The 22,518-nt window shown below is 67.6% G+C and carries 27 protein-coding genes; 14 read left to right on the forward strand and 13 right to left on the reverse strand.

Annotated features, from left to right (window positions below; genetic code table 11):
- The first annotated feature begins 17 nt into the window (after window positions 1–17).
- The 3 genes from AC5P7I_RS08790 (at window position 18) to AC5P7I_RS08800 (ending at window position 3,015) form a co-directional block, all read left to right on the forward strand.
- Complete coding sequence (locus AC5P7I_RS08790) at window positions 18–428, forward strand: DoxX family protein (RefSeq protein WP_046428617.1); 411 nt, start codon at window positions 18–20, stop codon at window positions 426–428.
- Between the two features lie 31 nt (window positions 429–459).
- The gene (locus AC5P7I_RS08795) at window positions 460–1,248 is read left to right on the forward strand and encodes a dioxygenase family protein (protein ID WP_262088267.1); all 789 of its coding nucleotides are present in this window, start codon (window positions 460–462) and stop codon (window positions 1,246–1,248) included.
- A gap of 117 nt (window positions 1,249–1,365) precedes the next feature.
- The gene (locus AC5P7I_RS08800; protein WP_014645794.1) at window positions 1,366–3,015 is read left to right on the forward strand and encodes a Na+/H+ antiporter; all 1,650 of its coding nucleotides are present in this window, start codon (window positions 1,366–1,368) and stop codon (window positions 3,013–3,015) included.
- Window positions 3,016–3,163: 148 nt separating this feature from the next.
- On the opposite strand, the gene AC5P7I_RS08805 is transcribed toward AC5P7I_RS08800, so the two are convergent.
- Window positions 3,164–3,412: a DUF3297 family protein gene (locus AC5P7I_RS08805; protein ID WP_005415112.1), complete on the reverse strand. Its 249-nt coding sequence runs from the start codon at window positions 3,410–3,412 to the stop codon at window positions 3,164–3,166.
- 90 nt (window positions 3,413–3,502) lie between these two features.
- Between AC5P7I_RS08805 and AC5P7I_RS08810 the strand changes: the two genes are divergently transcribed.
- Window positions 3,503–4,045, forward strand: coding sequence for a DUF6630 family protein (locus AC5P7I_RS08810; RefSeq protein ID WP_032959249.1), 543 nt, complete (start codon window positions 3,503–3,505; stop codon window positions 4,043–4,045).
- A 55-nt stretch (window positions 4,046–4,100) separates the two neighbouring features.
- On the opposite strand, the gene AC5P7I_RS08815 is transcribed toward AC5P7I_RS08810, so the two are convergent.
- From AC5P7I_RS08815 to msrB, 5 genes are all read right to left on the reverse strand, one after another.
- Entirely contained in the window at window positions 4,101–4,376 is a 276-nt protein-coding gene (locus tag AC5P7I_RS08815) for a DUF4031 domain-containing protein (protein ID WP_032959248.1), read from the reverse strand.
- Between the two features lie 13 nt (window positions 4,377–4,389).
- Entirely contained in the window at window positions 4,390–4,887 is a 498-nt protein-coding gene (locus tag AC5P7I_RS08820) for a hypothetical protein (RefSeq protein ID WP_032959246.1), read from the reverse strand.
- Between the two features lie 98 nt (window positions 4,888–4,985).
- On the reverse strand, window positions 4,986–5,936 hold the full coding sequence (gene motB / locus AC5P7I_RS08825; RefSeq protein ID WP_053495233.1) for a flagellar motor protein MotB: 951 nt from the start codon (window positions 5,934–5,936) through the stop codon (window positions 4,986–4,988).
- 3 nt (window positions 5,937–5,939) lie between these two features.
- Window positions 5,940–6,794 (reverse strand): flagellar motor stator protein MotA, encoded by an 855-nt coding sequence (gene motA / locus AC5P7I_RS08830; protein ID WP_014645799.1) that lies wholly within the window; start codon window positions 6,792–6,794, stop codon window positions 5,940–5,942.
- 91 nt (window positions 6,795–6,885) lie between these two features.
- Complete coding sequence (gene msrB, locus AC5P7I_RS08835) at window positions 6,886–7,353, reverse strand: peptide-methionine (R)-S-oxide reductase MsrB (RefSeq protein WP_005415117.1); 468 nt, start codon at window positions 7,351–7,353, stop codon at window positions 6,886–6,888.
- A gap of 140 nt (window positions 7,354–7,493) precedes the next feature.
- On the opposite strand from msrB, the gene AC5P7I_RS08840 reads away from it, so the two are divergent.
- Together AC5P7I_RS08840 and AC5P7I_RS08845 are read left to right on the forward strand one after the other, a co-directional pair.
- Entirely contained in the window at window positions 7,494–7,868 is a 375-nt protein-coding gene (locus AC5P7I_RS08840) for a hypothetical protein (RefSeq protein WP_014645801.1), read from the forward strand.
- A gap of 144 nt (window positions 7,869–8,012) precedes the next feature.
- The gene (locus AC5P7I_RS08845) at window positions 8,013–8,189 is read left to right on the forward strand and encodes a hypothetical protein (protein ID WP_049441350.1); all 177 of its coding nucleotides are present in this window, start codon (window positions 8,013–8,015) and stop codon (window positions 8,187–8,189) included.
- A 110-nt stretch (window positions 8,190–8,299) separates the two neighbouring features.
- On the opposite strand, the gene AC5P7I_RS08850 is transcribed toward AC5P7I_RS08845, so the two are convergent.
- Window positions 8,300–8,779 carry an Lrp/AsnC ligand binding domain-containing protein gene (locus AC5P7I_RS08850; protein ID WP_004140558.1) on the reverse strand — a complete coding sequence of 160 codons (480 nt, stop codon included), beginning with the start codon at window positions 8,777–8,779 and terminating at the stop codon, window positions 8,300–8,302.
- Window positions 8,780–8,928: 149 nt separating this feature from the next.
- Between AC5P7I_RS08850 and AC5P7I_RS08855 the strand changes: the two genes are divergently transcribed.
- On the forward strand, window positions 8,929–10,233 hold the full coding sequence (locus tag AC5P7I_RS08855) for a D-amino acid dehydrogenase (protein ID WP_014645803.1): 1,305 nt from the start codon (window positions 8,929–8,931) through the stop codon (window positions 10,231–10,233).
- Window positions 10,212–11,279, forward strand: a complete 1,068-nt coding sequence (gene alr / locus AC5P7I_RS08860) for an alanine racemase (RefSeq protein ID WP_014645804.1) — start codon at window positions 10,212–10,214, stop codon at window positions 11,277–11,279. Before AC5P7I_RS08855 ends, alr begins: the two co-directional genes overlap by 22 nt.
- A 103-nt stretch (window positions 11,280–11,382) precedes the next feature.
- Here alr and AC5P7I_RS08865 read toward each other — a convergent pair whose 3' ends face one another.
- A complete protein-coding gene (locus AC5P7I_RS08865) occupies window positions 11,383–11,949 on the reverse strand; it encodes a DUF3016 domain-containing protein (RefSeq protein WP_014645805.1) in 567 nt (188 codons plus the stop codon).
- 244 nt (window positions 11,950–12,193) lie between these two features.
- Between AC5P7I_RS08865 and AC5P7I_RS08870 the strand changes: the two genes are divergently transcribed.
- Entirely contained in the window at window positions 12,194–14,182 is a 1,989-nt protein-coding gene (locus AC5P7I_RS08870; protein WP_014645806.1) for a hybrid sensor histidine kinase/response regulator, read from the forward strand.
- Window positions 14,183–14,225: 43 nt separating this feature from the next.
- On the forward strand, window positions 14,226–14,519 hold the full coding sequence (locus AC5P7I_RS08875; RefSeq protein WP_032959238.1) for a DUF3247 family protein: 294 nt from the start codon (window positions 14,226–14,228) through the stop codon (window positions 14,517–14,519).
- Between the two features lie 70 nt (window positions 14,520–14,589).
- Here the strand turns inward: AC5P7I_RS08875 and AC5P7I_RS08880 are convergent, their stop codons facing one another.
- Entirely contained in the window at window positions 14,590–14,853 is a 264-nt protein-coding gene (locus tag AC5P7I_RS08880; RefSeq protein ID WP_005407925.1) for a hypothetical protein, read from the reverse strand.
- 157 nt (window positions 14,854–15,010) lie between these two features.
- Here AC5P7I_RS08880 and AC5P7I_RS08885 point away from each other — a divergent pair, with 157 nt between their 5' ends.
- The 3 genes from AC5P7I_RS08885 to AC5P7I_RS08895 are packed head-to-tail and all read left to right on the forward strand — an operon-like array spanning window position 15,011 to window position 17,453.
- Window positions 15,011–16,075 carry a class I SAM-dependent methyltransferase gene (locus AC5P7I_RS08885; protein ID WP_262088266.1) on the forward strand — a complete coding sequence of 355 codons (1,065 nt, stop codon included), beginning with the start codon at window positions 15,011–15,013 and terminating at the stop codon, window positions 16,073–16,075.
- Window positions 16,072–16,773: a pseudouridine synthase gene (locus AC5P7I_RS08890; protein ID WP_169412348.1), complete on the forward strand. Its 702-nt coding sequence runs from the start codon at window positions 16,072–16,074 to the stop codon at window positions 16,771–16,773. Before AC5P7I_RS08885 ends, AC5P7I_RS08890 begins: the two co-directional genes overlap by 4 nt.
- Window positions 16,770–17,453, forward strand: a complete 684-nt coding sequence (locus tag AC5P7I_RS08895) for an HAD family hydrolase (protein WP_014645810.1) — start codon at window positions 16,770–16,772, stop codon at window positions 17,451–17,453. Before AC5P7I_RS08890 ends, AC5P7I_RS08895 begins: the two co-directional genes overlap by 4 nt.
- Window positions 17,454–17,548: 95 nt before the next feature.
- On the opposite strand, the gene fabB is transcribed toward AC5P7I_RS08895, so the two are convergent.
- Both fabB and fabA read right to left on the reverse strand, forming a co-directional pair.
- Window positions 17,549–18,757, reverse strand: coding sequence for a beta-ketoacyl-ACP synthase I (fabB, locus tag AC5P7I_RS08900; protein WP_197621166.1), 1,209 nt, complete (start codon window positions 18,755–18,757; stop codon window positions 17,549–17,551).
- Window positions 18,757–19,272, reverse strand: coding sequence for a 3-hydroxyacyl-[acyl-carrier-protein] dehydratase FabA (gene fabA, locus AC5P7I_RS08905; RefSeq protein WP_014035851.1), 516 nt, complete (start codon window positions 19,270–19,272; stop codon window positions 18,757–18,759). The genes fabB and fabA overlap by 1 nt, the downstream gene beginning before the upstream one ends.
- Before the next feature lie 191 nt (window positions 19,273–19,463).
- Between fabA and dinB the strand changes: the two genes are divergently transcribed.
- Window positions 19,464–20,558 (forward strand): DNA polymerase IV, encoded by a 1,095-nt coding sequence (dinB, locus tag AC5P7I_RS08910; protein WP_262088265.1) that lies wholly within the window; start codon window positions 19,464–19,466, stop codon window positions 20,556–20,558.
- A gap of 250 nt (window positions 20,559–20,808) precedes the next feature.
- Here the strand turns inward: dinB and AC5P7I_RS08915 are convergent, their stop codons facing one another.
- Entirely contained in the window at window positions 20,809–21,720 is a 912-nt protein-coding gene (locus AC5P7I_RS08915; RefSeq protein ID WP_262088264.1) for an MBL fold metallo-hydrolase, read from the reverse strand.
- Between the two features lie 91 nt (window positions 21,721–21,811).
- Entirely contained in the window at window positions 21,812–22,450 is a 639-nt protein-coding gene (locus AC5P7I_RS08920) for an NAD(P)-dependent oxidoreductase (protein WP_032959230.1), read from the reverse strand.
- Window positions 22,451–22,518: the final 68 nt, after the last annotated feature.

Below are 22,518 nucleotides of genomic sequence, written 5' to 3' on the forward strand. Positions count from 1 at the left end.
CTTCAAGGTGCTTTCCGATGCACGCCACGACCGCTCCTGTTTCGCCGCTGGCCCCGTATGGCGCCACCCTGCTGCGCCTGGCACTGGGCGTGCTGTTCCTGGTCCATGCGCTGACCAAGCTGCTGGTATTCACCCCGGCCGGCACGGCAGCATTCTTCGAGTCGCTGGGCCTGCCCGGCGTGCTCGGCTACCTCACCCTCGGCGTCGAGCTGGTGATCACTGTCGCGCTCCTACTGGGCATCTATGCGCGCTGGGTGGGCCTGGTCGGCGTGCCGCTGCTGCTGGGCACCATCGTCACCGTGCACGGCGCCAACGGCTTCGGTTTCGCCAATGCCGGCGGCGGCTGGGAATACCCGGCGTTCTGGGCGCTGGCGCTGGTGGTGCTGTTCCTGGTCGGCGATGGCAAGTGGACCCTGCGTTCGCGCTGATCGCCGCCTGATCCTGCAACTGGAGAATTCCATGTCCCGCCTGCCTTCGCTGTACATCTCCCATGGTTCGCCGATGACCGCCCTGCATCCGGGCCAGGTCGGTGTGCGCCTGGCCGAGCTGGCGCGCGACCTGCCGCCGCCGCGCGCCATCGTGACGGCCTCGGCGCACTGGCTGGGCCGGCAGCCGCTGGTCGGCGCACATCCGCAGCCGCCGACGATCCACGACTTTGGTGGCTTCCCGCGCGCGCTGTTCGAACTGCAATACCCGGCGCCGGGTGATCCGGCACTGGCCGAAGAAGTGGCCGGCCGCATCGCCGCCGCAGGCCTGACAGTGGCCATCGACCCGCAGCGTGGCCTCGACCACGGCGCGTGGGTACCGCTGCGGCTGTTGTTCCCGCAGGCCGACATCCCGGTGGTGCCGGTGTCGATCCAGCCGCTGCTCGGCCCCGAGCATCAGTTCGCGCTGGGCCGTGCGCTGGCGCCGCTGCGCGAACAGGGCGTGCTGCTGGTCGGCTCGGGCAGCATCACCCACAACCTGCACGACTGGGGCGACTACCAGGACGGCAAGGAAGCGCCATACGTGCGGCCCTTCATCGAGTGGGTGGAGCAGCGACTGGCCGCTGATGACCGCCAGGCGCTGTTCGATTACCGCCGGCAGGCCCCGTTCGCCGAGCGTGCGCACCCGACCGACGAGCACCTGCTGCCGCTGTTCTTCGCGATGGGAGCGGCCGGCGAGGGCGGTTTCGGCGCACGCCGCATCCACGCCGGCATCGATGCCGGCTTCCTGGCCATGGATCTGTACCGGTTCGACGGGGCATGAGCCGGGGCTGACGCGCGGCGGCCCCGGCCGTCGCGGTCAGGGCCGCATGTGGTAGTTTTTTCCGGGTTTCCGGCGCTGGCCCTCGTGCCTCCCCACGCGCCGCTTCCTGGAAGAAGCATGCATACCATTGAAGTCGTCCTGGCGATGCTGGTGGCCGTTGTCGCCAGCGGCTACCTGGTTCGCGTCCTCCCGTTCTCGCTGCCGTTGCCGCTGGTGCAGATCGGCCTGGGCGCGGTGATCGCCGGCGTGTTCAACCGCGGCCATGCGCTGGAGCCGGAAGTGTTCTTCCTGCTGTTCCTGCCGCCGCTGCTGTTCCTGGATGGCTGGCGCATTCCCAAGCAGGGCCTGTTCCGCGACAAGGGCGCGATCCTCGAACTGGCGTTCGGCCTGGTGGTGTTCACCGTGATCGGCGCCGGCCTGCTGATCCACTGGATGATTCCGGTGATGCCGCTGGCAGTGTGCTTCGCGCTGGCGGCCATCGTCTCGCCGACCGACCCGGTGGCGGTCGGGGCGATCGCCTCCAAGGCACCGATCCCGAAGCGCCTGATGCACATCCTGGAAGGCGAGTCGCTGCTCAACGATGCGTCCGGCCTGGTCTGCTTCCGTTTCGCGGTGGCCGCGGTGATGACCGGCTCCTTCTCGCTGGCCACGGCCTCGCTGACCTTCCTGTGGGTGGCGGTGGCCGGCCTTGCCGTGGGCGTGGCGGTCACCCTCGGCGTGTCCACCTTCCAGCGCTGGTTGTGGCGCCGCTTCGGCGAAGAGCCGGGTGCGGCGATGCTGGTCAACCTGCTGATTCCGTTCGCGGCCTACCTGCTCGCCGAAGAAATCCATGCCTCGGGCATCCTCGCTGCGGTCGCCGCCGGTATCGCGATGAGCTACGTCGAGCTGACCGGCCGTGTCTCCGGCAGCATGCGCGTGCAGCGCGCGGGCGTCTGGAACATGCTGCAGTTCAGCTTCAACGGCATCATGTTCGTGTTGCTGGGCGAGCAGCTGCCGGGCATCGTCGAGCGCGCCACCACCACCATGAACGAGTCCGGCCACCAGAGTGCATGGTGGCTGCTGGTATACGTGGTGGTGATCAACCTGGCGCTGATCCTGCTGCGCCTGCTGTGGGTATGGCTGTCGCTGCGCTGGAACCTGCTGCGCGCGCGCCGCCGTGGCCTGGAGCGGGGCGAGGCGCCGAACTGGCGCATCGTGGTGGCGACCTCGGTGGCTGGTGTGCGCGGCGCGATCACCCTGGCCGGTGTGTTGACCCTGCCGCTGTTCCTGCCCGATGGCAGTGCGTTCCCGGCGCGCGACCTGGTGATCTTTCTGGCCGCGGCGGTGATCCTGTTCTCGCTGATCGGCGCCAGCGTGGCGCTGCCGCAGCTGCTGAAGGGCCTGCAGCTGCCAGCCGATTCGGGCGAGCGCAAGGAAGAGGACCTGGCACGCAAGCTGTCCTCCAAGGCCGCGCTGGCCGGGGTCGAACGCATGCGCCAGCAGCTGGTGATGAACCAGAACACCGAGAACGTGCAGCTGTACAACGATGCTGCCTCGCGGGTGAGCCTGCTGTACCAGCGGCACCTGGAGAAAGACAACGACGGCCCCGACGTGGACCCGGAGAAGGTGCGGCGCATGGAGCTGGGCTACCGCCAGCTGCGCAGCGCGGGCCTCAATGCCGAGCGCGAGGAACTGTTCCGGTTGACCCGGCGCGGGGTGATCTCCGATGAGATCTCGCGGCGCCTGATCCGCAACCTGGACCTGCTGGAATCGCGCAAGCGCGAATGACGCCTGGGACCGGGCGTTGCTGACGCTGACGCCTATTCCGCCCTGCCATGTAGAGCCGAGCCCGTGCTCGGCTGCGCTTGCTTCAGGCGTCATGAACCCGGAACGAAAAGCAGCCGAGCACGGGCTCGGCTCTACATGCCGGTGCCGGTTATTCCGGCTTCTGGTCCAGGAAATACACCTCGACCTTGCCCTTGACCTTGATGGTCATCGGGTTGCCGCGGCGGTCGCGGGCCTTGCCGGCCTGCACGCGGATCCAGCCTTCGCTGACCGAGTATTCCTCGACGTTGTCGCGCTCGACGTCGTTGAAACGCACGCCAACGCCGCGCTCCAGCGCCTGCGCATCATGGAAGGGGCTGGCCGGGTTGATCGCCAGGTGGTCGGGAGGGGTATCGCTCATCGCTTCATTCACAGTGACGGCCACCAAGGCCGGCTTCAGCGGCACAGGATAAACCGTAGAATGCGGGCCTGCCCCAGAGGACGTTCCGCCATGCCCGACAACAGCGACTATTTCGACTTCGAGGAAGACATCCACGACTTCGACGAGGAGGGCTTCGAGGCGCGGGTCTGGAACCTGCTGGTGCTGATCAACCCGGGCGACGAAGAGCTGGCCCTGCAGCAGTTCAACCGCTGGCGCGAGCACCTGTCCGAGGACGGGCAGCCGCTGGAAGCGGACAGCGACTGGCTGCCGGCCCTGTTCACGGCCATCGCCTGGCAGTCCGGTTTCGATGTGGAGCGCGATGACCTGGAATCGCTGCAGTCGGCGGTGAACGAGCTGTCGGCGCGCTTCAACCTGCAACTCGACTGGGGCGGCGACCTGGACGACGAGGACTTCGCCGAGGGCCTGGACGGCGTGCAGCTGATGTCCACCGCCTTCGACCGCCTGCGCGAGCACAACTACACGCTGTGGAGCGTGGATGCCGGCAGCGACGGCTTCACCGGCGTGATGGCGCTGACCCGCGACGACGACGCGATGCTGGCGCTGTGCTCGCTGCTGAACGTGGAAATCCGGCTGGGCAGCGACCCGTTCTGAGCGATGGGCCGATCCGCCGGGCACGACCCGGCGGGGACGATCTGCTGGGCGCGGCCTACGGCCGGTACTGCGCCCTGGCGTTGGCAATCACCGCTTTGACCAGGTCACGGTCGGTGTGCCGGGAAATCGCCCGCGCACCGAGCGCTATGGCCTGTGCGCGCAGCTCGGCAGTGACGTCGTAGTGAGCACCGCTGGCCTTGTTCTGGAAGGCCCGCGGGGGAATGCCGAGCTGCGCCGCCATCGCGTGCAGCTCGGCCAGGGTGTCGGCCATCAGGTGCGCCCAGCGCTGTCCGCGCCAGGGATGCACCGCGTCATCGACGTAGACCGTCACCGCCGCGGCCGGTTCAGGCCTGCGGCTTGCTGTCGCTGTCAGCGGCCGGGGCGGCCTCGGCAGCAGCTTCTTCGGCCGCGTCGCCTTCGACGGCTTCGCCTTCTTCGCCTTCTTCGCCCTCAGCGGCGTCGACGCCTTCGAATTCGGCAACCAGCTTGTCCAGGTATTCGTCAGCGGTCTGCTCGGATTCGGCAGCCAGGGTGTCCAGCAGCTTCTGCAGCAGTTCGGAGTACTCCAGGTTGACCTTGCGGCCTTCCTTCTCCTGCACGTTGGCCAGGTGCTTGAGCATGGCCAGCATCGGCACCGGGTTTTCGGCGTTGCCCATGGTCTGGCCGCCGATGGCCAGCAGCCACTCACGGCCCTGCAGGCCGATGGCCGCTACCACCTGGCCATCTTCGTTGGTCAGCACGGCATGGTTCTGCACCTGCTGCTGGGCATTCAGGCGGAGGAACGGGCGCTTGGCCTGCTGCTTCTTGCGCTTGTCGCGCTTGGCCTTGGAGTTCTGGGACATGGGGGTGAAATCACCTGGAAACGGAAAGACCGCCATTGTACCGGCCGCACGCAGGCGGGGTCAGATCCCTTTCCATGGAAAAGGGATCTGACCCCGGTTCAACGTGCCACGGGCGCGGCCTCACCTTGCGCGGCCTGCACGTCCGGGTCGGCGGTCGGCGCCGACAGTCCCACCTGCGGGCCGGCACCGGCCAGGGCGGCCGCTTCGGCGGCCTGGGTCATCACCACGATGCTGATGCGGCGGTTGATCGGGTTCTGCGGGTCGGCCTTGTCGAACAGCACCGACGAAGACAGGCCGACCACGCGGGTGATCTTGCTGTCCTCCAGGCCACCGTCCACCAGCGCACGCCGTGCGGCGTTGGCACGATCGGCGCTCAGCTCCCAGTTGCCGTAGCCGCGCGCGGCCGAATAGGCGGTGATGTCGGTGTGGCCGGTCAGGCTGATCCGGTTCGGCACGTGGTTCAGGTAGTTGGCCAGCTCGTGCAGGATCTGCTGCGTATACGGCTTCAGCGTAGCGCTGCCGAGGTCGAACATCGGCCGGTTCTGCTTGTCCACGATCTGGATGCGCAGGCCTTCCGGGGTCAGGTCCAGCAGCAGCTGGTCCTTGAACGGCTCCAGTGCCTGGCTCCTGCTGATCGCTTCCTGCAGTTCCTTCATCAACGCTTCCAGCTGCTGCTTGTCGCGCTGCTGCTGGTCCACCGGCTGCGGCACCGCTTCCTTCTGGTTCTGGAAGGGATCGTTGCTGCTGCCGCGCGAGATGTCGGTGGCACCACCCAGCTTGATCATCGAGGTGCTTGCGCCGCCCGGGCCGGCCATGCCGGGCGCCGGCGTGGCGTTCTGCCCGCTCAGCGGGCTGGGGTTGCGGAAGTACTCGGAAATGGCCGCACGGTCGTTCTTGTTGGTGGTGGCCATCAGCCACAGCACCAGGAAGAACGCCATCATCGCGGTCACGAAGTCAGCATAGGCCACCTTCCACGAACCGCCATGATGGGCGGCGTGGCCGGCCTTCTTGACCCGGCGGACGATGACAGTGGGCTTGGTCTCGGCCATGGTTTACTTGACCGTCTTCAGGTGCTGCTCGAAATCGGAGAAGGCCGGGCGCACGTTCGACGGCAGCGTCTTGCGGGCGAATTCCAGCGCGATCTTCGGGTTGTAGCCGCGCAGGCAGGCCAGCAGGGCGGTCTTGACCGATTCATAGATGCGGCTGTCCTGCTCGGCGCGTGCCTCCATTGCTGCCGCCATCGGGCCGACGAAGCCGTAGCCCAGCAGGATGCCGAGGAAGGTACCGACCAGCGCGCCGGCCACGTGGCCACCGACCTCGACGATGTCACCGCCGATCGAGCCCATGGTGATGACGATGCCGAGCACCGCCGCGACGATGCCGAAACCGGGCAGTCCGTCGGCGACCTTGGTCAGCACCTGCGACGGCGCCATGGCCTCGGCGTGGTGCTTTTCCAGTTCCAGCTCCAGCAGCGGCTCCAGCTCGTGCGGCTCGATGTTGCTGCCGATCATCAGGCGCAGGCAGTCGGTGATGAAGTCGATCAGGTGGTGGTCGGCCTGCACCTTGGGGTAGTTGGCGAACAGGGCGCTCTCGGCCGGCCGCTCGACATGGTCTTCCAGGGCCATGAAGCCTTCGCGGCGGGCCTTGTTGAGCAGTTCATAGAGCAGGCTGAGGACATCGATGTAGTCCTGCTGCTTGTAGCGCGGGCCCTTGAACACGCCGACCATGGCCTGCAGGGTCTGCTTGACCGTCTTGGCCGGGGTGCCGACCAGGAACGCACCCAGTGCGGCACCGCCGATGATGACCAGTTCGTAGGGCTGCCAGAGGGCACCCAGGCGGCCGTGGGCACCGAGGTAGCCCCCGATCACGCTGATGATGACGACCAGGAATCCAACGATGATGAGCATGGGGCGACGCAAGGAGAGGGGATATCTCCTTGTCGGCCCGTCACCCGGTTTTCTGAAGAGGGAATTCTGTGAAATCGGTCAGCGGGGTGTTTCAGCCCGCCACACCGCTTTCCGCGCCGCCACGCTGCAACGGGTCGGGCCAGGGCTCGCCATTGCCGGTGAACGAAAGTGAGACGGAGTTCAGGCAGTGGCGCTCGTAGGTGGGCGGCGGACCATCCGGGAATACGTGGCCGAGGTGGCTGCCGCAGCGCGCGCAGGTGATCTCGGTGCGCACCATGCCATGGCTGGTATCGCGGATCTCGCGCACGTGCGCCGGGTCGAACGGGGCGAAGAAGCTGGGCCAGCCGGTGCCGGAATCGAACTTGGTGCTGGAGCGGAACAGCGGCAGCGCGCACAGCCGGCAGCAGTAGACGCCCTCGCGCTTGTTGTCCAGGAACACGCCGCAGAACGGCGCTTCGGTACCGTGCTGCAGCAGCACGCGGCGCTCTTCGCTGCTGAGGCCGGCGATCAGCGCCTCGGTCTGGGTGGCAGTGGGGGGCGTCAGGTCGAAGGCAGTCATGCCGGCTCTCCGTGGGGTCGATGGCCTGGGGATGCCGGAAAACGTGGGGGTGCCGGCGCGCGCTTGCAAGTGTGACGGCCGTTCATGGGCGGCACACAGGTGCAGGCGCAAGGTAAATGCGATCCACGCCGGAGCGTGCCATGAAACCGACCCTTCCCCTGCTGCTGATGGCCCTGTTGCCCACGTTGGCGCTGGCCCAGGTGCCTGCTGCCGACCCGACGGTCACCCGCAGCGCGACCACCGTGGCTCCGGCGCCGGTGGTACCGCCGCCGCAGGCCGCACGCCCCCAGCCGCAGGTGCTGCCGTCGCCGCAGCCGGCGCAGCCGATCAGGTCCACGGGTCCTGCCCGGATTGCGCCCACCCCGGCGCCGAGGCCGGCCGACAAGGTCTATGACCGCAATGGCCGCATCGTGCCTGGCGTGCGCCCGGCTGGCCCGAACCGGGTGTTCGATTCGCGTACCGGCCGCTATTACGACAGCGTGCCGGCCGGCGATGGGCAGCAGATCAAGCGCTGACCTCGGATGCCAGGCAAGGGTGGCAGCTTCCACACACTGCACGGCCTGAACGCACGAAAACAACATCCTGCCGATCACTGCTTTTTCGCCTGCGATTAACCGTGCCGGGACCACCGTGGCCCTGCGCCGGCATTCCGCCGCCGCATGTCCTTTGTCCACTGGATCGCGATCATGAAAAACCAGCAGAACCGTCATCCCGGCAAGGAACCGCAGGGCCGCAACCCGCAGCAACAGCAGCAACAACAGATGGAACCGCAGCAGCCGCACAAGGGTGGCAAGCAGCAGGAACAGCGCTCGCAGAAGCATCCGCAGCAGCGCTGACTGGCGACATGACCGGGGTCAGAGCCCGCTGCGCGGGATCTGACCCCTTGCCTGACCCCGACCGGGGCCGGATCCCGCAACGCGGGCTCTGACCCCAACCTGCGACCGCCTCAATCCGGAATCGGCAGGCTCAGCGTTTCCTTCACTTCTTCCATCACGATGTAGCTTTTGGATTCACGCACATGCGGCAGTGTCAGCAAGGTGCTGCCGAGCAGCTTGCGGTAGGAGGCCATCTCACTGATCCGCGCCTTCAGCAGGTAATCGAAGTCGCCCGAGACCAGATGGCACTCGAGCACATTGGGCAGCTTCAGGGCGGCGCGCCGGAACTCTTCGAAGATGTCACCGGACTTGTAGGCCAGGCTGATCTCCACGAATACCAGCAGGCTGGCCTTCACCGCCGCCGGGTCCAGGTGGGCGTGGTAGCCGGTGATCACCGCTTCGCGCTCGAGCCGGCGCACGCGCTCGGTGCACGGGGTGGTCGACAGGCCGACCCGCTCACCCAGTTCGGTGAAGGAAATACGGCCCTCCGCCTGCAGGATGCGCAGGATCTTGCGGTCGATCTTGTCCAGTTCGCGGGTACGGGTGGCCATGGCCGTCAACCTTGGGGAATGAATTGCAGGAGAACATCCTGCCGGTTGATTTCAAAACAGGCAAATCAACTGGGAATGGCTGTCTATACTTCCCCAATTATGGTCCCGGCACGCTCCAGTGTAGGGAATGATCGGGTTGGAGAAGTCCCATGCGAGTTCTAGTCCTCGGCAGCGGCGTGATCGGCACCACCAGTGCCTGGTACCTGCGACAGGCCGGGTTTGAAGTCACGGTCATCGACCGCCAACCCGGCCCGGCGCTGGAAACCAGCTTCGCCAATGCCGGCCAGCTGTCGTTCGGCTACACCTCGCCGTGGGCCGCCCCGGGCGTGCCGAAGAAGGCCATCGGCTGGCTGTTCGAGAAGCACGCGCCGCTGGCGATCAAGCCGGGCATGGACCTGGCCCAGTACCGCTGGCTGTGGCAGATGCTGCGCAACTGCACCCACGAGCGCTACGCGATCAACAAGGCGCGCATGGTGCGCATGTCCGAGTACAGCCGCGACTGCCTGAACGAGCTGCGCGCGCAGATCGGCATCGAGTTCGAAGGCCGCGACCTGGGCACCACGCAGCTGTTCCGCACCCAGCAGCAGCTGGATGCCTCCGCGCAGGACATCGAGATCCTGGCCCAGTACGGCGTGCCGTACGAGGTGCTGGACCGCGCCGGCATCATCCAGGCCGAACCGGCCCTGGCCCATGTCGACGGCCTGGTCGGCGCGCTGCGCCTGCCGCGTGACCAGACCGGCGACTGCCAGCTGTTCACCCGGCGCCTGGCGCAGATGTGCGTGGACGCCGGCGTCGAGTTCCGCTTCGACCAGGACATCACCGGCCTGGAGTTCGAGGGCGACCGCATCACCGGCGTGCGCATCGACGGCAAGCGGGAAACCGCCGACCGCTTCGTGGTCGCGCTGGGCAGCTATTCGCCGGCGCTGGTCGCACCGCTGGGCATGCACCTGCCGGTGTACCCGCTGAAGGGCTATTCGCTGACCCTGCCGATCACCGACCCGGCGATGGCGCCGACCTCGACCATCCTCGACGAGAGCTACAAGGTGGCGGTGACCCGCTTCGACGACCGCATCCGCGTCGGCGGCATGGCCGAAGTGGCCGGTTTCGACCTGTCGCTGTCGCAGCGTCGTCGCGAGACCCTGGAGCTGGTGGTCAGCGACCTCTACCCGAAGGGCGGCGACCTGTCGCGCGCACAGTTCTGGACAGGCCTGCGCCCGGCCACGCCGGACGGCACGCCGGTGATCGGCGCCACGCCGTTCCGCAACCTGTACCTCAACACCGGCCACGGCACCCTGGGCTGGACCATGGCCTGCGGCTCGGGCCGTTACCTGGCCGACCTGATGAGCGCGCGCCAGCCGCAGATCAGCACCGAAGGCCTGGATATTTTCCGCTACGGCCAGTACGGTCACGCCCCGCAACATGAGAACCGCACATGCGTCCTGCCCGCGCGCTGATCGATCTGGGCGCCCTGCGCAGCAATTACCGGCTTGCCCGTGAACTGGGCGGTGGCAAGGCCCTGGCGATCATCAAGGCCGATGCCTATGGCCATGGCGCGGTGCGCTGTGCACAGGCGCTGGAAGGCGAGGCTGATGGTTTCGGCGTGGCCACCATCGAAGAGGCGCTGGAACTGCGCCAGGCCGGGATCCGTGCGCCGATCCTGCTGCTGGAAGGCATCTTCGAACCCAGTGACATGGCGCTGGTGGCCGAGCACGATTTCTGGTTCGCGGTGGGCTCGCCGTGGCAGCTGGAAGCGCTGGTTGCATTCGACAGCCCGCGCCCGCTGACCGTTTGGCTGAAGCTGGACAGCGGCATGCATCGCCTCGGCCTGGACGTGGACAGCTTCCGCGCCGCGCATGCACGCCTGTCGGCGCTGCCGCAGGTCGAGCGCATCGTGCTGATGACCCACCTGGCGCGTGCCGACGAGCTGGACAGCGAACGCACCCATGAACAGGCGGCGACCTTCGCGCGCGCCATCGACGGCCTGGATGGCGAGACCAGCGTGTGCAATTCGCCGGCACTGCTGGGCTGGCCGGATGTACGCAGCGACTGGGTGCGCCCGGGCCTGATGCTGTACGGCGCCAATCCGCTGCCGGACAACACCGCGCTGACCGAGCGCCTGCGCCCGGTGATGACGATGCAGTCGAAGGTGATTGCCGAGCGATGGATCGAGGCCGGTGAGCCGGTGGGCTATGGCGCACGCTTCGTGGCCAAGGCGCGCACCCGCGTGGGCGTGGTCGCGCTTGGCTACGCCGACGGTTATCCGCAGTTCGCCCCCAACGGCACGCCGGTACTGATCGATGGCCAGCCCGGCGTACTGATCGGGCGCGTGTCGATGGACATGCTGACGGTGGACCTGACCGCGCATGCGCAGGCCGGCATCGGCAGTGTGGTGGAACTGTGGGGTTCTGCGCCGACGCTGTCGGAACTGGCGCCGCGCTGCGGCGTGAGTGCCTACCAGCTGCCGTGCGCGGTCAAGCGCGTGGCGAAAGTCTACGTGTAGAGCCGAGTCCGCGCTCGGCTCTGGTAGCAGCCGACCTTGGTCGGCACCGTGCAATGCGTGTCGACCAAGGTCGACACCTGCCGGTGGGTAGAGCTGCCCGGAATCATCGTGCAGCAGTAGCCCGCGTGCTCAGCTCGCGCTTCACCCAGTCGTCGATCAGGCGCTTCTCGTAGCGCAGCGGATCGCTGTCGCTCTTCAGCCCCAGGTTGTGCAGGTAGCCGGTGTCGCTGAGCTTGGCTTCGCCCTCATCGACGATGCGACCACTGGCGTCCTTCAGCGTGTACTGCAGGGTGATCCGCGGCGGATAGATGTCGCGCATGATCCGGATGTCGCTGCCGCGCGGGCCGTGCCAGGGCTCGTAGTCGCCGGCGCGCTTGATGTCGACCAGGGTCACGTCCAGGGTCTGCCCGGGCTGCAGCGGCTTGGCCGCCGTGGTCTGCACGTAGCTGGCCAGCTGCTGCACCCAGTTGCCGCGTTCGGCCTCGAAGCGGTTGGTGCTCTGGCGGATTTCGGTGAATCCGGCTGGATCGTCCCACTTCACGCTGACCGGGCCATTGGCCTGCAGCGCGCGGGGCGCATCCGGATCGGTGACGGCGCGCGGCGCGGCGTTCGCGCTGCCCGCCATGAGGGCGCCTGCCAGCAGCAGGGCAGTGGCCAACGAGCGGTTCATGACGGTCTCCTGCGTCCCATCGACGGGGACGATGCGATTTATAGATCGAGTGTGATCCCGCTTTCCAGCCACCGCAACGGCCGATTGCGACACCGACAAGAGCGGTTGCCGCCAATTCATCGTCGTCAACCATGACTGACGGCGCTTGACGCTGTGAATACGCGCTTTGGAAGATGCTGTGCTTCCAATCCGGCCCGTCCAGACGCCCTTGTCCACACTGCCGCCCCTCGTGGAGCGCCCACCGATGATGGTGCAGGCGCCCGAACCCGACCTGCATCATGGCGTGCTTGAGCGCATCAACGCTGGTTTCTGCGTGATCCAGGTGCTGTTCGAGGGCGATCGTGCGGTCGACTATCGTTTCCTCGAGGTCAACGATGCCTTCGAGCGCCACACCGGGCTGAAGGATGCGCGTGGACAGCGCATGACCGAGCTGGAACCCAACCATGAGCAGGACTGGTTCCGCATCTACGGCGAGGTCGCACGCAGCGGCCGTCCTGCCCAGTTCGAGATGGAAGCGCGTGCGCTGGGTCGTTCGTTCGCGGTCGATGCGGTGCGCGTGGGCCGGCCGGGCGAGGACAAGGTCGGCATCCTGTTCTTCGACATCACTGCACGCAAGCAGATGGAAGTGGAGCTGGGCGAGAGCGAAGCGCGCTTCAGCGCGCTGGCCGACGGCCTGCCGATGCCGGTGTGGGTGCTCGACGAGCGCGGCCATGCCCGTTTCGTCAACAGCGCCTTCAGCGAGTTCTTCGGTGGCGACGAGACGCGTGTGCCGGAAGATGTCTGGCGCGGCCTGGTGCATCCGGACGATGCGTCGGTATTCGAATACGAACTGCAGGAAGCGCTGAAGGCGCAGCGTTCGATGCACGCGCTGGTGCGTGCGCGGCGCGCCGATGGCCAGTGGCGTTGGCTGGAGATGAACGCACGCCCGCGTTTCTCGCGGATGGGCCGCTTCATCGGCCTGGCCGGCAGCAGCCCGGACGTGACCGAACGCCGCGAGATCGAACTGGCCCGCGAGGAACTGCTGCAGTCCGAGCGTGCCGCGCGCAGCGCTGCGGAGAACATGGCGCGGCTGAAGGACGAGTTCCTGGCCACGCTGTCGCATGAACTGCGTACGCCGCTGACCACCATCCTCGGCTGGAGTGAGCTGCTGCTGCAGCGCGTGGACAACACCAGCCCTCTGTACAAGGGCCTGAACGTGATCGCCAACAGCGCCGGTGCGCAGAAGCGGCTGATCTCGGACATGCTGGACCTCAGCAGCATGCTGCTGGGCAAGGTGCAGCTGGAGGTGGAAGTGCTGGACCTGCGCACGGTGCTGGGCGAGGCCATCGGCGCGCAGGAACTGGTGGCCGAAGGCAAGGCACTGGACGTGCACCTGCAGCTGCCCGAACAGCCGAGCCTGGTGCTGGGCGATGCCACGCGCCTGCAGCAGGTGTTCTGGAACCTGCTCTCGAACGCGATCAAGTTCACCCCGGCTGAAGGCCGCATCGACCTGCAGCTGCGTGCCGACGGCAACCACTGGGAGATCACCGTGCGCGACACCGGTGATGGCATCGCACCCGAATTCCTCAATCACCTGTTCAGCCGCTTCCGCCAGGCCGATGGCACCACCACCCGGCGCCACGGTGGACTGGGACTGGGCCTGGCGATCGTGCAGCAGCTGGTCGAACTGCATGGCGGCACGGTCGCCGCGGCCAGCGAGGGGCACGGCCATGGCGCTACGTTCACCGTGCGCCTGCCGCAGCACCTTCCCGATGCCGAGCGGCGCCCGCTGCGCGAAGTGATCAGCGGGCCGATCCTGGAACCGGTGATCGTCGAGCCGTATCCGCTGCGCGGCATGCACGTGCTGGCGGTGGAAGACCAGCCGGAAGTGCTGGAGTACCTGCGGCGCATGCTGGAAGAGCAGGGCGCCAGCGTGTCGGCGGCCAGTTCGGCCGGTGAGGCGCTGGCGTTGCTGGCCGACACCGGCCATCTGCAGTACCACGTGATGCTGACCGACATCGGCATGCCGGGCATGGATGGTTATGGCCTGGTGCGCACGCTGCGCGAGGACATGGGCGTGGATGCCACGACCCTGCCCGCGGTCGCCGTCACCGCGCTGGCGCGTGCCGATGACCGCCGCCGTGCGCTGGCGTCGGGTTTCCAGGAACACGTGGCCAAGCCGTACTCGGTGGCGCAGCTGGTGGCTGCGGTACGCAAGGTGCAGGTACCCCGCGCCGACAGCGCGCTGCACTGAGCATTCACGGCCGATCGGCGACCCTGCATGCAGGAGGTCGCCGATGTCCCGCATAGCTCCCCGTATCCATACCGATCCGGCGCAGATCGCGCGCCTGGAAGCCCTGCTGCCCCAGCTGGAAGGCGAAACGCAGGTGGAACTGATTCTGCACGATGGCCGCCGCCTGCTCGGCACGGTGGCCGTGAGGCCAACCGTGCAGCAGTACCGCAACGTCGCTGGTGATGAAGGCAGCAACGGCCAGCTGCGCCTGGATGACTACGACACGCCGGTGCAGCAGCACCACGTGTGGCTGGATGAAATCGCCAGCATCAACCGCCTGCCACCCAAGGCGCCTTGATCGGATGTAGAGCCGAGCCCACGCTCGGCTGCGCCGTCGCCCGAGCGTGGGCTCGGGCGCTACCGGTGTGTCAATGCTCGAACAAGGTCGGCGTCGCTTCGAACCGGCGCGCGTAGGCGCGTTCTTCCGCCACCCGGGCCACCTCGTCATCGGCCAGGTCCGGTGCGCCATATACCGCATAGGCCACGCTGCCATCGGCGCCATGGCCGACCTGGTGCAGCCGATAACGCGAGTGCCCGCCGCCGGTGTCCTCGGGGTAGTGCACGGGCGGATGGCTGCCTTCCAGGTCCATTTCACTGTTGTCGACGACGCCACCGACGAACAAGGCTCGCATGCAGGTTCTCCTGGGTTTCCGGGGGAGCCTCTACCCTGAACGTTTCAATGTTTCTGGCAGATCAAGGCCCCGTTCGGGTTTCGCAAAGCGGCCTGCCGGGGCCGGCCCGGCCAAGCCGGTACAATGGACGGCCCTCACGCTTGAAGTACCCGCGCCGATGGCCTCCAGCGACGACGCCCCCCTGCAGACCCTGCTCCTGCCGTTCTCCCAAGGCGCCCTGCGCTGGCCGGAGGGCCCGGTGGCTTTCCTGCGTGCCCGCGATGGCTGGCCGCTGCGCGAAGCGGCCGGCAACTGCGAGCTGCACTGCGAACAGAGCTTTGCCCCGTTCGCGCAGCCGCTGCAGCAGGCCGCCGGCTGGACCGTCAGCGGCCAGCTGGACGATGTGGCCGGCAAGGGCCGTTACCCGCTGGTGCTGGTGCTGCCGCCGCGCCAGCGTGAAGAAGCCCGTGCGCTGTTCGCCCGCGCGCTGGCGCTGGTCGCCGAGGGCGGCCGTATCGTCGCCTGCCAGTCCAACAACGAAGGCGCGCGCTCCGGTGAAGGCGACCTCAAGCAGCTGGCCGGTCTCGGCGGCTGCCTGACCAAGAACCACTGCCGCGTGTACTGGACCGCCCCGCTGCAGGGCCAGCACGACGCCGACCTGGCCAAGCGCTGGTCGGCGCTGGATGCGGTGCGCCCGATCATGGGCGGACGCTTCCTCAGCCGCCCGGGCGTGTTCGCCTGGGACCGCATCGATCCGGCATCGGCGCTGCTGGCCGAGCACCTGCCGGCCGACCTGGCCGGCCGCGCCGCCGACCTTGGCGCCGGCTACGGCTATCTCTCGCGCGAGCTGCTGGAACGCTGCCCGAAGATCACCGCGCTGGACCTGTACGAGGCCGAGCAGCGTGCGCTGGCCCTGGCCGAACTGAACCTGGCGCCGCCGCCGCGCGCGCTGCCGCTGCGCTTCCTGTGGCGCGACGTCACCGCCGGCATCGAGCCGGGCTACGACGTCATCATCAGCAACCCGCCGTTCCACACGCCGTCGCGTGCCGACCGCCCGGACATCGGCCAGCGCTTCATCGCCGTGGCCGCGCAGGCGCTGCGCCCGGGCGGGCGCCTGTACGTGGTGGCCAACCGCCATCTGCCGTACGAGCACACCCTCAACGACAGCTTCGGTGCGGTGCGCGTGGTCGCCGAGCGCGACGGTTTCAAGCTGGTTGAAGCAGTGAAGGGGAAGGGCAAGTGAAGCTGGTCAAGCTCATCGCCAACCTGGGCTATGGCAGCCGCAAGCAGGTGCAGTGGATGTTCCGCGAAGGCCGCGTCACCGACGCCGACGGTGAGGTGCTGTACGCCGATGACCAGGTGCCGCACGAGGCGATCCGCGTCGATGGCGAGCCGCTGGACCCGCCGGTGGGGCTGTCGATCGCGCTGCACAAGCCCGCCGGCTACACCTGTTCGACCAAGGACACCGGCCGCCTGATCTACGACCTGCTGCCGCCGCGCTTCCGCGACCGTGATCCGGTGCTGTCCACGGTGGGCCGCCTCGACCGCGAGACCAGTGGCCTGCTGCTGCTGACCGACGATGGCGGCCTGCTGCACCGGATCATCTCGCCGAAGTCGAAGCTGCCGAAGGTCTACGAAGTCGAGTTGAGCGAGGACCTGCGCGGCGACGAAGTGGCGTTGTTCGCCAGCGGTATGCTGATGCTGGAGTCCGAGAAGACGCCCCTGCTGCCGGCTGAACTCGAAGTGCTGGAGGCGCGTCGCGCACGCCTGGTGCTGCATGAAGGCCGCTACCATCAGGTACGCCGCATGTTCGCCGCCACCGGCAACCACGTGCAGGCCCTGCACCGCAGCCGCGTCGGCGGGCTGGACCTGCAGGGGCTGGACGAAGGGCAATGGCGGCAGCTCACTTCCACCGACCTGGATACGTTGTTCGCTCCATGACCCCCTTCGCTGCGCTGCCGTTCCTGCCCGACGCCGTCATCTTCGACATGGACGGTTTGATGATCGACAGCGAGCGGGTCTCGCTGGCCTGCTGGAGCGAGGCCGCCGACGAATTCGGGCTGGGCCTGGAGGAAGCGGTATTCCTGCGCATGGTCGGCCTCGGCGACCACGATACGCATGCGTTGCTGCGCGCGCAGGGCATCGAGGACAGCGTGATCGACGCGGTGGCGGCACGTTGCCATGAACTGTACGAAGCACGCACGCAGACCGGGCTGCCGCTGCGGCCGGGCATCCTGGAGCTGCTGGAGCTGCTGAAGGCACACGCGGTACCGCGTGCGGTGGCGACCACCACGCGGCAGCCGCGCGCCAACCGCAAGTTGGCGGCCGCAGGCCTGCTGCCGTACTTCGATGCCGTGATCACCAGTGGTGATGTGGCGCGGCCGAAGCCGGCGCCGGATATCTACCTGCTGGCCGCGCAGCGGCTGGGCCAGGCGCCCGAACGTTGCCTGGCGCTGGAAGATTCACCGGCCGGCACGCGGGCCGCACTGGCCGCCGGCATGACCGTGATCCAGGTGCCGGACCTGGTGCATCCGGATGAAGAGCTGCGCGCACTGGGCCACCGCATCGTCGGCTCGCTGGTGGACGCGCACGCCCTGCTGCTGCCGCTGCTGCCGAAGTAGCGGTGGGTGCCGACCTTGGTTGGCACTGAGCCGGGCATGGGCTCGGCTCCACATCTTCTGGTGGGTGCCGACCGTTGGTCGGCACACCTGTTCAATCACACCCGCGCGAACACCAGCGCAGCGTTGGTGCCACCGAAGCCGAAGCTGTTGGACATCACCGTGTCCAGCTTCTGCTCGCGGCTCTCGCGCAGGATCGGGAAGCTCTCCACCTTCGGGTCCAGCTCGCCGATGTTGGCCGAACCGGCGACGAAGCCATCGCGCATCATCAGCAGGCAGTAGATCGCCTCGTGCACGCTGGCCGCGCCCAGCGAATGGCCGGACAGCGCCTTGGTCGAGGACAGCGGTGGTACCGCATCGCCGAACACTTCACGGATCGCGTTGAGCTCGGTGACATCGCCCAGCGGGGTCGAGGTGCCGTGGGTGTTGAGGTAGTCCAGCGGGCGATCGACGCCCTGCAGTGCCATCTTCATGCAGCGCACCGCGCCCTCGCCGGACGGCGCGACCATGTCGGCGCCATCGGAGGTCACGCCGTAGCCGATCAGCTCGGCATGGATGCGCGCGCCACGCGCAACGGCGTGGTCGTAGTCCTCCAGCACCAGCATGCCGCCGCCACCGGCGATGACGAAGCCGTCGCGGTCCTTGTCGTACGGACGCGAGGCGCTGGCCGGGGTTTCGTTGAAGCTGGTCGACAGCGCGCCCATCGCATCGAACATCACGCTCATCGACCAGTGCAGGTCTTCACCGCCACCGGCGAACATGATGTCCTGCGCACCGTGGCGGATCATGTCCGCGGCAGCGCCGATGCAGTGCGCCGAGGTCGCGCAGGCGGCCGACAGCGAGTAGCTGACGCCCTTGATCTGGTAGGCCGTGGCCAGGCAGGCCGAGACCGTCGAGCACATTGTGCGCGGCACCATGTACGGGCCGACCTTGCGCACGCCACGTTCGCGCAGCAGGTCGACCGCGCCGATCTGCCATTCGCTGGAGCCGCCGCCGGAACCGGCGATCAGGCCGGTGCGCAGGTTGCTGACCTGCTCGGGGCTGAGCCCGGCATCGGCGATGGCATCGCGCATGGACAGGTAAGCGAAGGCCGCCGCGTCGCTCATGAAGCGCTTCTGCTTGCGGTCGATCAGCGCCTCCAGATCGAGGTCGACGCGACCGCCGACCTGGCTGCGCAGGCCTGCTTCGGCATGGTCGGCCAAGGCGGTGATGCCCGAGCGCCCTTCGCGCAGCGCGGCCGAAACGGTATCCAGATCATTGCCGAGGCAGGACGTGATGCCCATGCCGGTGATGACGACGCGACGCATCAGAAGCTCCCGGTTTCAGTGAACAGGCCGACGCGCAGGTCGCGCGCGCTGTAGATTTCGCGGTCATCCACGTACATGCGGGCGTCCGACTGGGCCATCACCAGCTTGCGGTTGATGACACGGCTGATGTCGATCTCGTAGCGCACGAGCTTGGCGTCCGGCAGTACCTGGCCGGTGAACTTCACCTCGCCGCAGCCGAGTGCGCGGCCCTTGCCGGGGGCACCCAGCCAGGTCAGGAAGAAGCCGGTCAGCTGCCACATGGCGTCCAGGCCCAGGCAGCCGGGCATGACCGGGTCGCCGATGAAGTGGCAGCCGAAGAACCACAGGTCCGGGCGGATATCCAGCTCGGCGCGTACCATGCCCTTGCCGTGCGGTCCGCCGTCCTCGTGGATGTCGGTGATGCGGTCGAACATCAGCATCGGATCGTTGGGCAAACGGCCGGCGGCGGTGCCGAACAGTTCACCGCGTGCGCTGGCCAGCAGCTGTTCGCGGTTGAACGCGTGGAGACGGGTCATGAAGCACAATCCTGGAAGCGGGGAAACAGGGAAACAAGCGTTCGAGGATGCCCGTGGAAACTGCGCCGATCAAACATTTCAACCGTACGCAACCGTAGTGTTTTCAATGGAATACGCGCATCCTGTTGATGTGCAACGACCATACTTCGGCGTGTGGCCCGTTCGACACGCCCCCGCCCTTTCCGCCTGACATGACCCGACTGCGCAAGATCATCCACGTCGACATGGACGCGTTCTACGCGTCGGTGGAGCAGCGCGACGATCCGTCACTGCGCGGCAAGCCGGTGGTTGTGGCATGGCGCGGCGCGCGCTCGGTGGTGTGTGCGGCGTCCTACGAGGCACGCGTGTTCGGCGTGCGTTCGGCGATGCCGGCGCTGCGCGCCGAACGCCTGTGTCCGGACGCGATCTTCGTGCCGCCGGACTTTGCACGTTACAAGGCGGTGTCACGCCAGGTACGCGAGATATTCCTGCGCCACACCGACCTGGTCGAGCCGTTGTCGCTGGACGAGGCCTACCTGGACGTGACCGAGCCGAAGAGCGGCATCGAACTGGCCACCGACATCGCCCGCACCATCCGTGCGCAGATCCGCGAGGAGACGAACCTGACCGCTTCAGCCGGGATCGCGCCGAACAAGTTCCTGGCCAAGATCGCTTCGGACTGGCGCAAGCCCGATGGCCAGTTCGTGATTCCACCGCAGCGGGTGGACGCGTTCCTGCTGCCGCTGCCGGTGAACCGGGTGCCCGGCGTCGGCAAGGTGATGGAAGGCAAACTTGCCGCGCGTGGCATCGTCACCTGCGGCGACCTGCGGCGGTGGTCCCTGGTCGACCTGGAAGAGGCGTTCGGCAGTTTCGGCCGCAGCCTGTACAACCGTGCACGCGGCATCGACGAGCGGCCGGTGGAACCGGACCAGCAGGTGCAGTCGATCTCCTCGGAGGACACCTTTGCCGAGGACCTGTTGCTGGAAGACCTGGGCGAGGCGATCGTGCAGCTGGCGGAGAAGACCTGGAATGCCACGCGCAAGACCGAACGCGTCGGCCACACCGTGGTGCTGAAGCTGAAGACCGCGCAGTTCCGCATCCTCACCCGCAGTTTCACCCCGGAGCGCCCGCCGGAATCGATGGAAGAACTGCGCGACATCGCACTGGCCCTGCGCGCCCGCGTCGACCTGCCGGCGGAGACGCGTTACCGCCTGGTCGGCGTCGGGCTGGGTGGGTTCCGCGAAAAGGAGGCCATGGTGCAGGGGGAATTGTTCGAGCACGGACCGAACGATTCCACATCCCTCTGATCGGCAAAGGCGGGGTCAGAGCCCGTTGCGCAGCAACGGGATCCGACCCCAGCAGATTGCCGAGATCTGTCGAAGGCGAGGTGGGTCCGGTTGCGGGGGCGTGAGCGCCATGGATGGCGCGACCGAGCCTCCATGGACGGATTCACGGCGTCCCCTGCCATCGGACCCACCCCGCCAACCCACAGATATCCAGCTGTTGCCGTTGCATTGAACAGGTGCAGGGCGCAGCCCTGCAAAACAACCCTTTACCTTAAGGCCACTGCATCTCGCCCTTGGCCACCTTCGCGCTCAGCTCCAGCGATGCGACGCCATCCAGCTTCGGGTAGCGCGACTGCATTGCTTTCACCAGCGCCGCACTGTCCCTGGCCTTTGCCGTCTCGACATCGAACGCGCGGATGTAGTCCGCGGTGAAGCGCAACGCACTGGCATCCAGCGCCGCACCCGGCGCGTAATGCCCCGGCACCACCACCTTCGGCTTCAGTGCCTGCAACCGCTGCAGGGTCTGCAGCCAGTCGGTGTGCGACTTCGGCGTCTGCGTATCGGCCATCCACACGTGCTCGCCGGCGACCACCGGAATGCCACCGACGATCGCGCGCAGCGACGGTACCCACAGCACCGTGCGGTCCGGGGTCGGGCCATCCAGGCCGATCAGCGGCAGGCGCTGGCCTTCCAGCTGCAGGGCATCGCCATCCAGCACCTGCGGCAGCACGATGCGCGCGGGCATGTCGGCACCCATCTTCGGTCCCCAGTAGGCCAGCTTGCCGGCCTGGGTCTGCTGGATGTGGGCGACGGTCTGCGCGGTGGCGACGATGCGTGCCTGCGGGAAGGCGTCCTGCAGGGTGGCCAGGCCGAAGTAGTAGTCCGGATCGCCGTGGCTGATGTAGATCGTGGTCAGCTGCTTGCCGCTGGCGCGGATCAGCTCGACCAGCTTGCGCGCATCGCTGGCACCAAACTGCGCATTGACCAGGATCGCGTCGTGGCGGCCTTCGATCAGCACCGAGGACACCGGGAACATTGCCTGCGGGCCGGGATGGAAGGTCTGCAGGTGCAGCTGGGATTTCGTCGCCGCCGCCGGCGCCGTGGTGGCCGGTGCGGCCAGCAGCGGCGCACTGGTGAAGCTGGCGGCCAGGGCGAGGGGAAGCAGCAGGGCAGCGGTACGCATGGGAATTCCTTGTGTAGAGCCGGGCCAATGCCCGGCTGCATGTTCGCGTAGAGCCGAGCGCGGGCTTGGCTCTACATGGGACGTGCGTGGATCAATACGCTGCGGTGATGATCTGCTTCGGATACGCGTGCGCTTCCAGTTCGGCGACGAACGCCGCGCCATAGTCGGCGTAGCTGATGCGGCTGTGGCCGCTGGTATCGGCCAGGAACGCCTTGGGCTGCACGCGGTACTGGCCGCGCTCTTCACCCGGGCCGATTTCGGCGGCCGGCGAGAAGAAGGTCCAGTCCAGGTCGTCCACTGCCTGCAGGCGGTTGAACGCCTCGCGGTGGGCCAGCGCGTACGGCTTGTAGGCCTCCGGGAAGGTGGGGGTGTCGACCAGCTGCACGCCGGGTGCGACTTCCAGGCTGCCGGCACCGCCAACCACCACCAGGCGCGGCACGCCGGCCTTGCGCGCGGCAGCCGCCAGCTGCGCGGCGACCTCGCCGACGCGGCCGATGTCATCGCCCGGGCGCGGGCCGTAGGCACTGGCGAGCACGTCGTGGCCGGCGATGGCGGCAACCAGCGCGTCCTGGTCATCCAGCGAGGCGATCACCGGATGGGCACCGGCCAGCTCGGCCGGGAGGTCCTGCGCGCTGCGCACGATGACGGTGAGTTCGTGGCCGCGGGCCAGCGCGTGGCGGGCGATCTGGCGGCCGATGTTGCCGGTGGAACCAACGAGGGCGATCTTCATGGCAGGACTCCGTGGGGCGCTGTGGGGTGGGAATGGCGCCACTCTAGGCCGCTGCAGTCGCTCGAAAA

The organism is Stenotrophomonas sp. YJH_SMC_138 (assembly GCF_059369855.1).

Coding starts and splice junctions, on each gene's coding strand:
- AC5P7I_RS08795 (WP_262088267.1), top strand. CDS start 460: ATGTCCCGCCTGCCTTCGCTGTACATCTCCCATGGTTCGCCGATGACC.
- AC5P7I_RS08875 (WP_032959238.1), top strand. CDS start 14,226: ATGTCCCGCATAGCTCCCCGTATCCATACCGATCCGGCGCAGATCGCG.
- alr (WP_014645804.1), top strand. CDS start 10,212: ATGCGTCCTGCCCGCGCGCTGATCGATCTGGGCGCCCTGCGCAGCAAT.
- AC5P7I_RS08820 (WP_032959246.1), bottom strand. CDS start 4,887: ATGTCCCAGAACTCCAAGGCCAAGCGCGACAAGCGCAAGAAGCAGCAG.
- AC5P7I_RS08810 (WP_032959249.1), top strand. CDS start 3,503: ATGCCCGACAACAGCGACTATTTCGACTTCGAGGAAGACATCCACGAC.
- AC5P7I_RS08790 (WP_046428617.1), top strand. CDS start 18: ATGCACGCCACGACCGCTCCTGTTTCGCCGCTGGCCCCGTATGGCGCC.
- AC5P7I_RS08805 (WP_005415112.1), bottom strand. CDS start 3,412: ATGAGCGATACCCCTCCCGACCACCTGGCGATCAACCCGGCCAGCCCC.
- AC5P7I_RS08880 (WP_005407925.1), bottom strand. CDS start 14,853: ATGCGAGCCTTGTTCGTCGGTGGCGTCGTCGACAACAGTGAAATGGAC.
- fabA (WP_014035851.1), bottom strand. CDS start 19,272: ATGACCCGTCTCCACGCGTTCAACCGCGAACAGCTGCTGGCCAGCGCA.
- AC5P7I_RS08915 (WP_262088264.1), bottom strand. CDS start 21,720: ATGCGTACCGCTGCCCTGCTGCTTCCCCTCGCCCTGGCCGCCAGCTTC.
- motA (WP_014645799.1), bottom strand. CDS start 6,794: ATGCTCATCATCGTTGGATTCCTGGTCGTCATCATCAGCGTGATCGGG.
- motB (WP_053495233.1), bottom strand. CDS start 5,936: ATGGCCGAGACCAAGCCCACTGTCATCGTCCGCCGGGTCAAGAAGGCC.
- AC5P7I_RS08865 (WP_014645805.1), bottom strand. CDS start 11,949: ATGAACCGCTCGTTGGCCACTGCCCTGCTGCTGGCAGGCGCCCTCATG.
- AC5P7I_RS08870 (WP_014645806.1), top strand. CDS start 12,194: ATGATGGTGCAGGCGCCCGAACCCGACCTGCATCATGGCGTGCTTGAG.
- fabB (WP_197621166.1), bottom strand. CDS start 18,757: ATGCGTCGCGTCGTCATCACCGGCATGGGCATCACGTCCTGCCTCGGC.
- AC5P7I_RS08895 (WP_014645810.1), top strand. CDS start 16,770: ATGACCCCCTTCGCTGCGCTGCCGTTCCTGCCCGACGCCGTCATCTTC.
- AC5P7I_RS08840 (WP_014645801.1), top strand. CDS start 7,494: ATGAAACCGACCCTTCCCCTGCTGCTGATGGCCCTGTTGCCCACGTTG.
- msrB (WP_005415117.1), bottom strand. CDS start 7,353: ATGACTGCCTTCGACCTGACGCCCCCCACTGCCACCCAGACCGAGGCG.
- AC5P7I_RS08855 (WP_014645803.1), top strand. CDS start 8,929: ATGCGAGTTCTAGTCCTCGGCAGCGGCGTGATCGGCACCACCAGTGCC.
- AC5P7I_RS08850 (WP_004140558.1), bottom strand. CDS start 8,779: ATGGCCACCCGTACCCGCGAACTGGACAAGATCGACCGCAAGATCCTG.
- AC5P7I_RS08845 (WP_049441350.1), top strand. CDS start 8,013: ATGTCCTTTGTCCACTGGATCGCGATCATGAAAAACCAGCAGAACCGT.
- AC5P7I_RS08920 (WP_032959230.1), bottom strand. CDS start 22,450: ATGAAGATCGCCCTCGTTGGTTCCACCGGCAACATCGGCCGCCAGATC.
- AC5P7I_RS08800 (WP_014645794.1), top strand. CDS start 1,366: ATGCATACCATTGAAGTCGTCCTGGCGATGCTGGTGGCCGTTGTCGCC.
- dinB (WP_262088265.1), top strand. CDS start 19,464: ATGACCCGACTGCGCAAGATCATCCACGTCGACATGGACGCGTTCTAC.
- AC5P7I_RS08885 (WP_262088266.1), top strand. CDS start 15,011: ATGGCCTCCAGCGACGACGCCCCCCTGCAGACCCTGCTCCTGCCGTTC.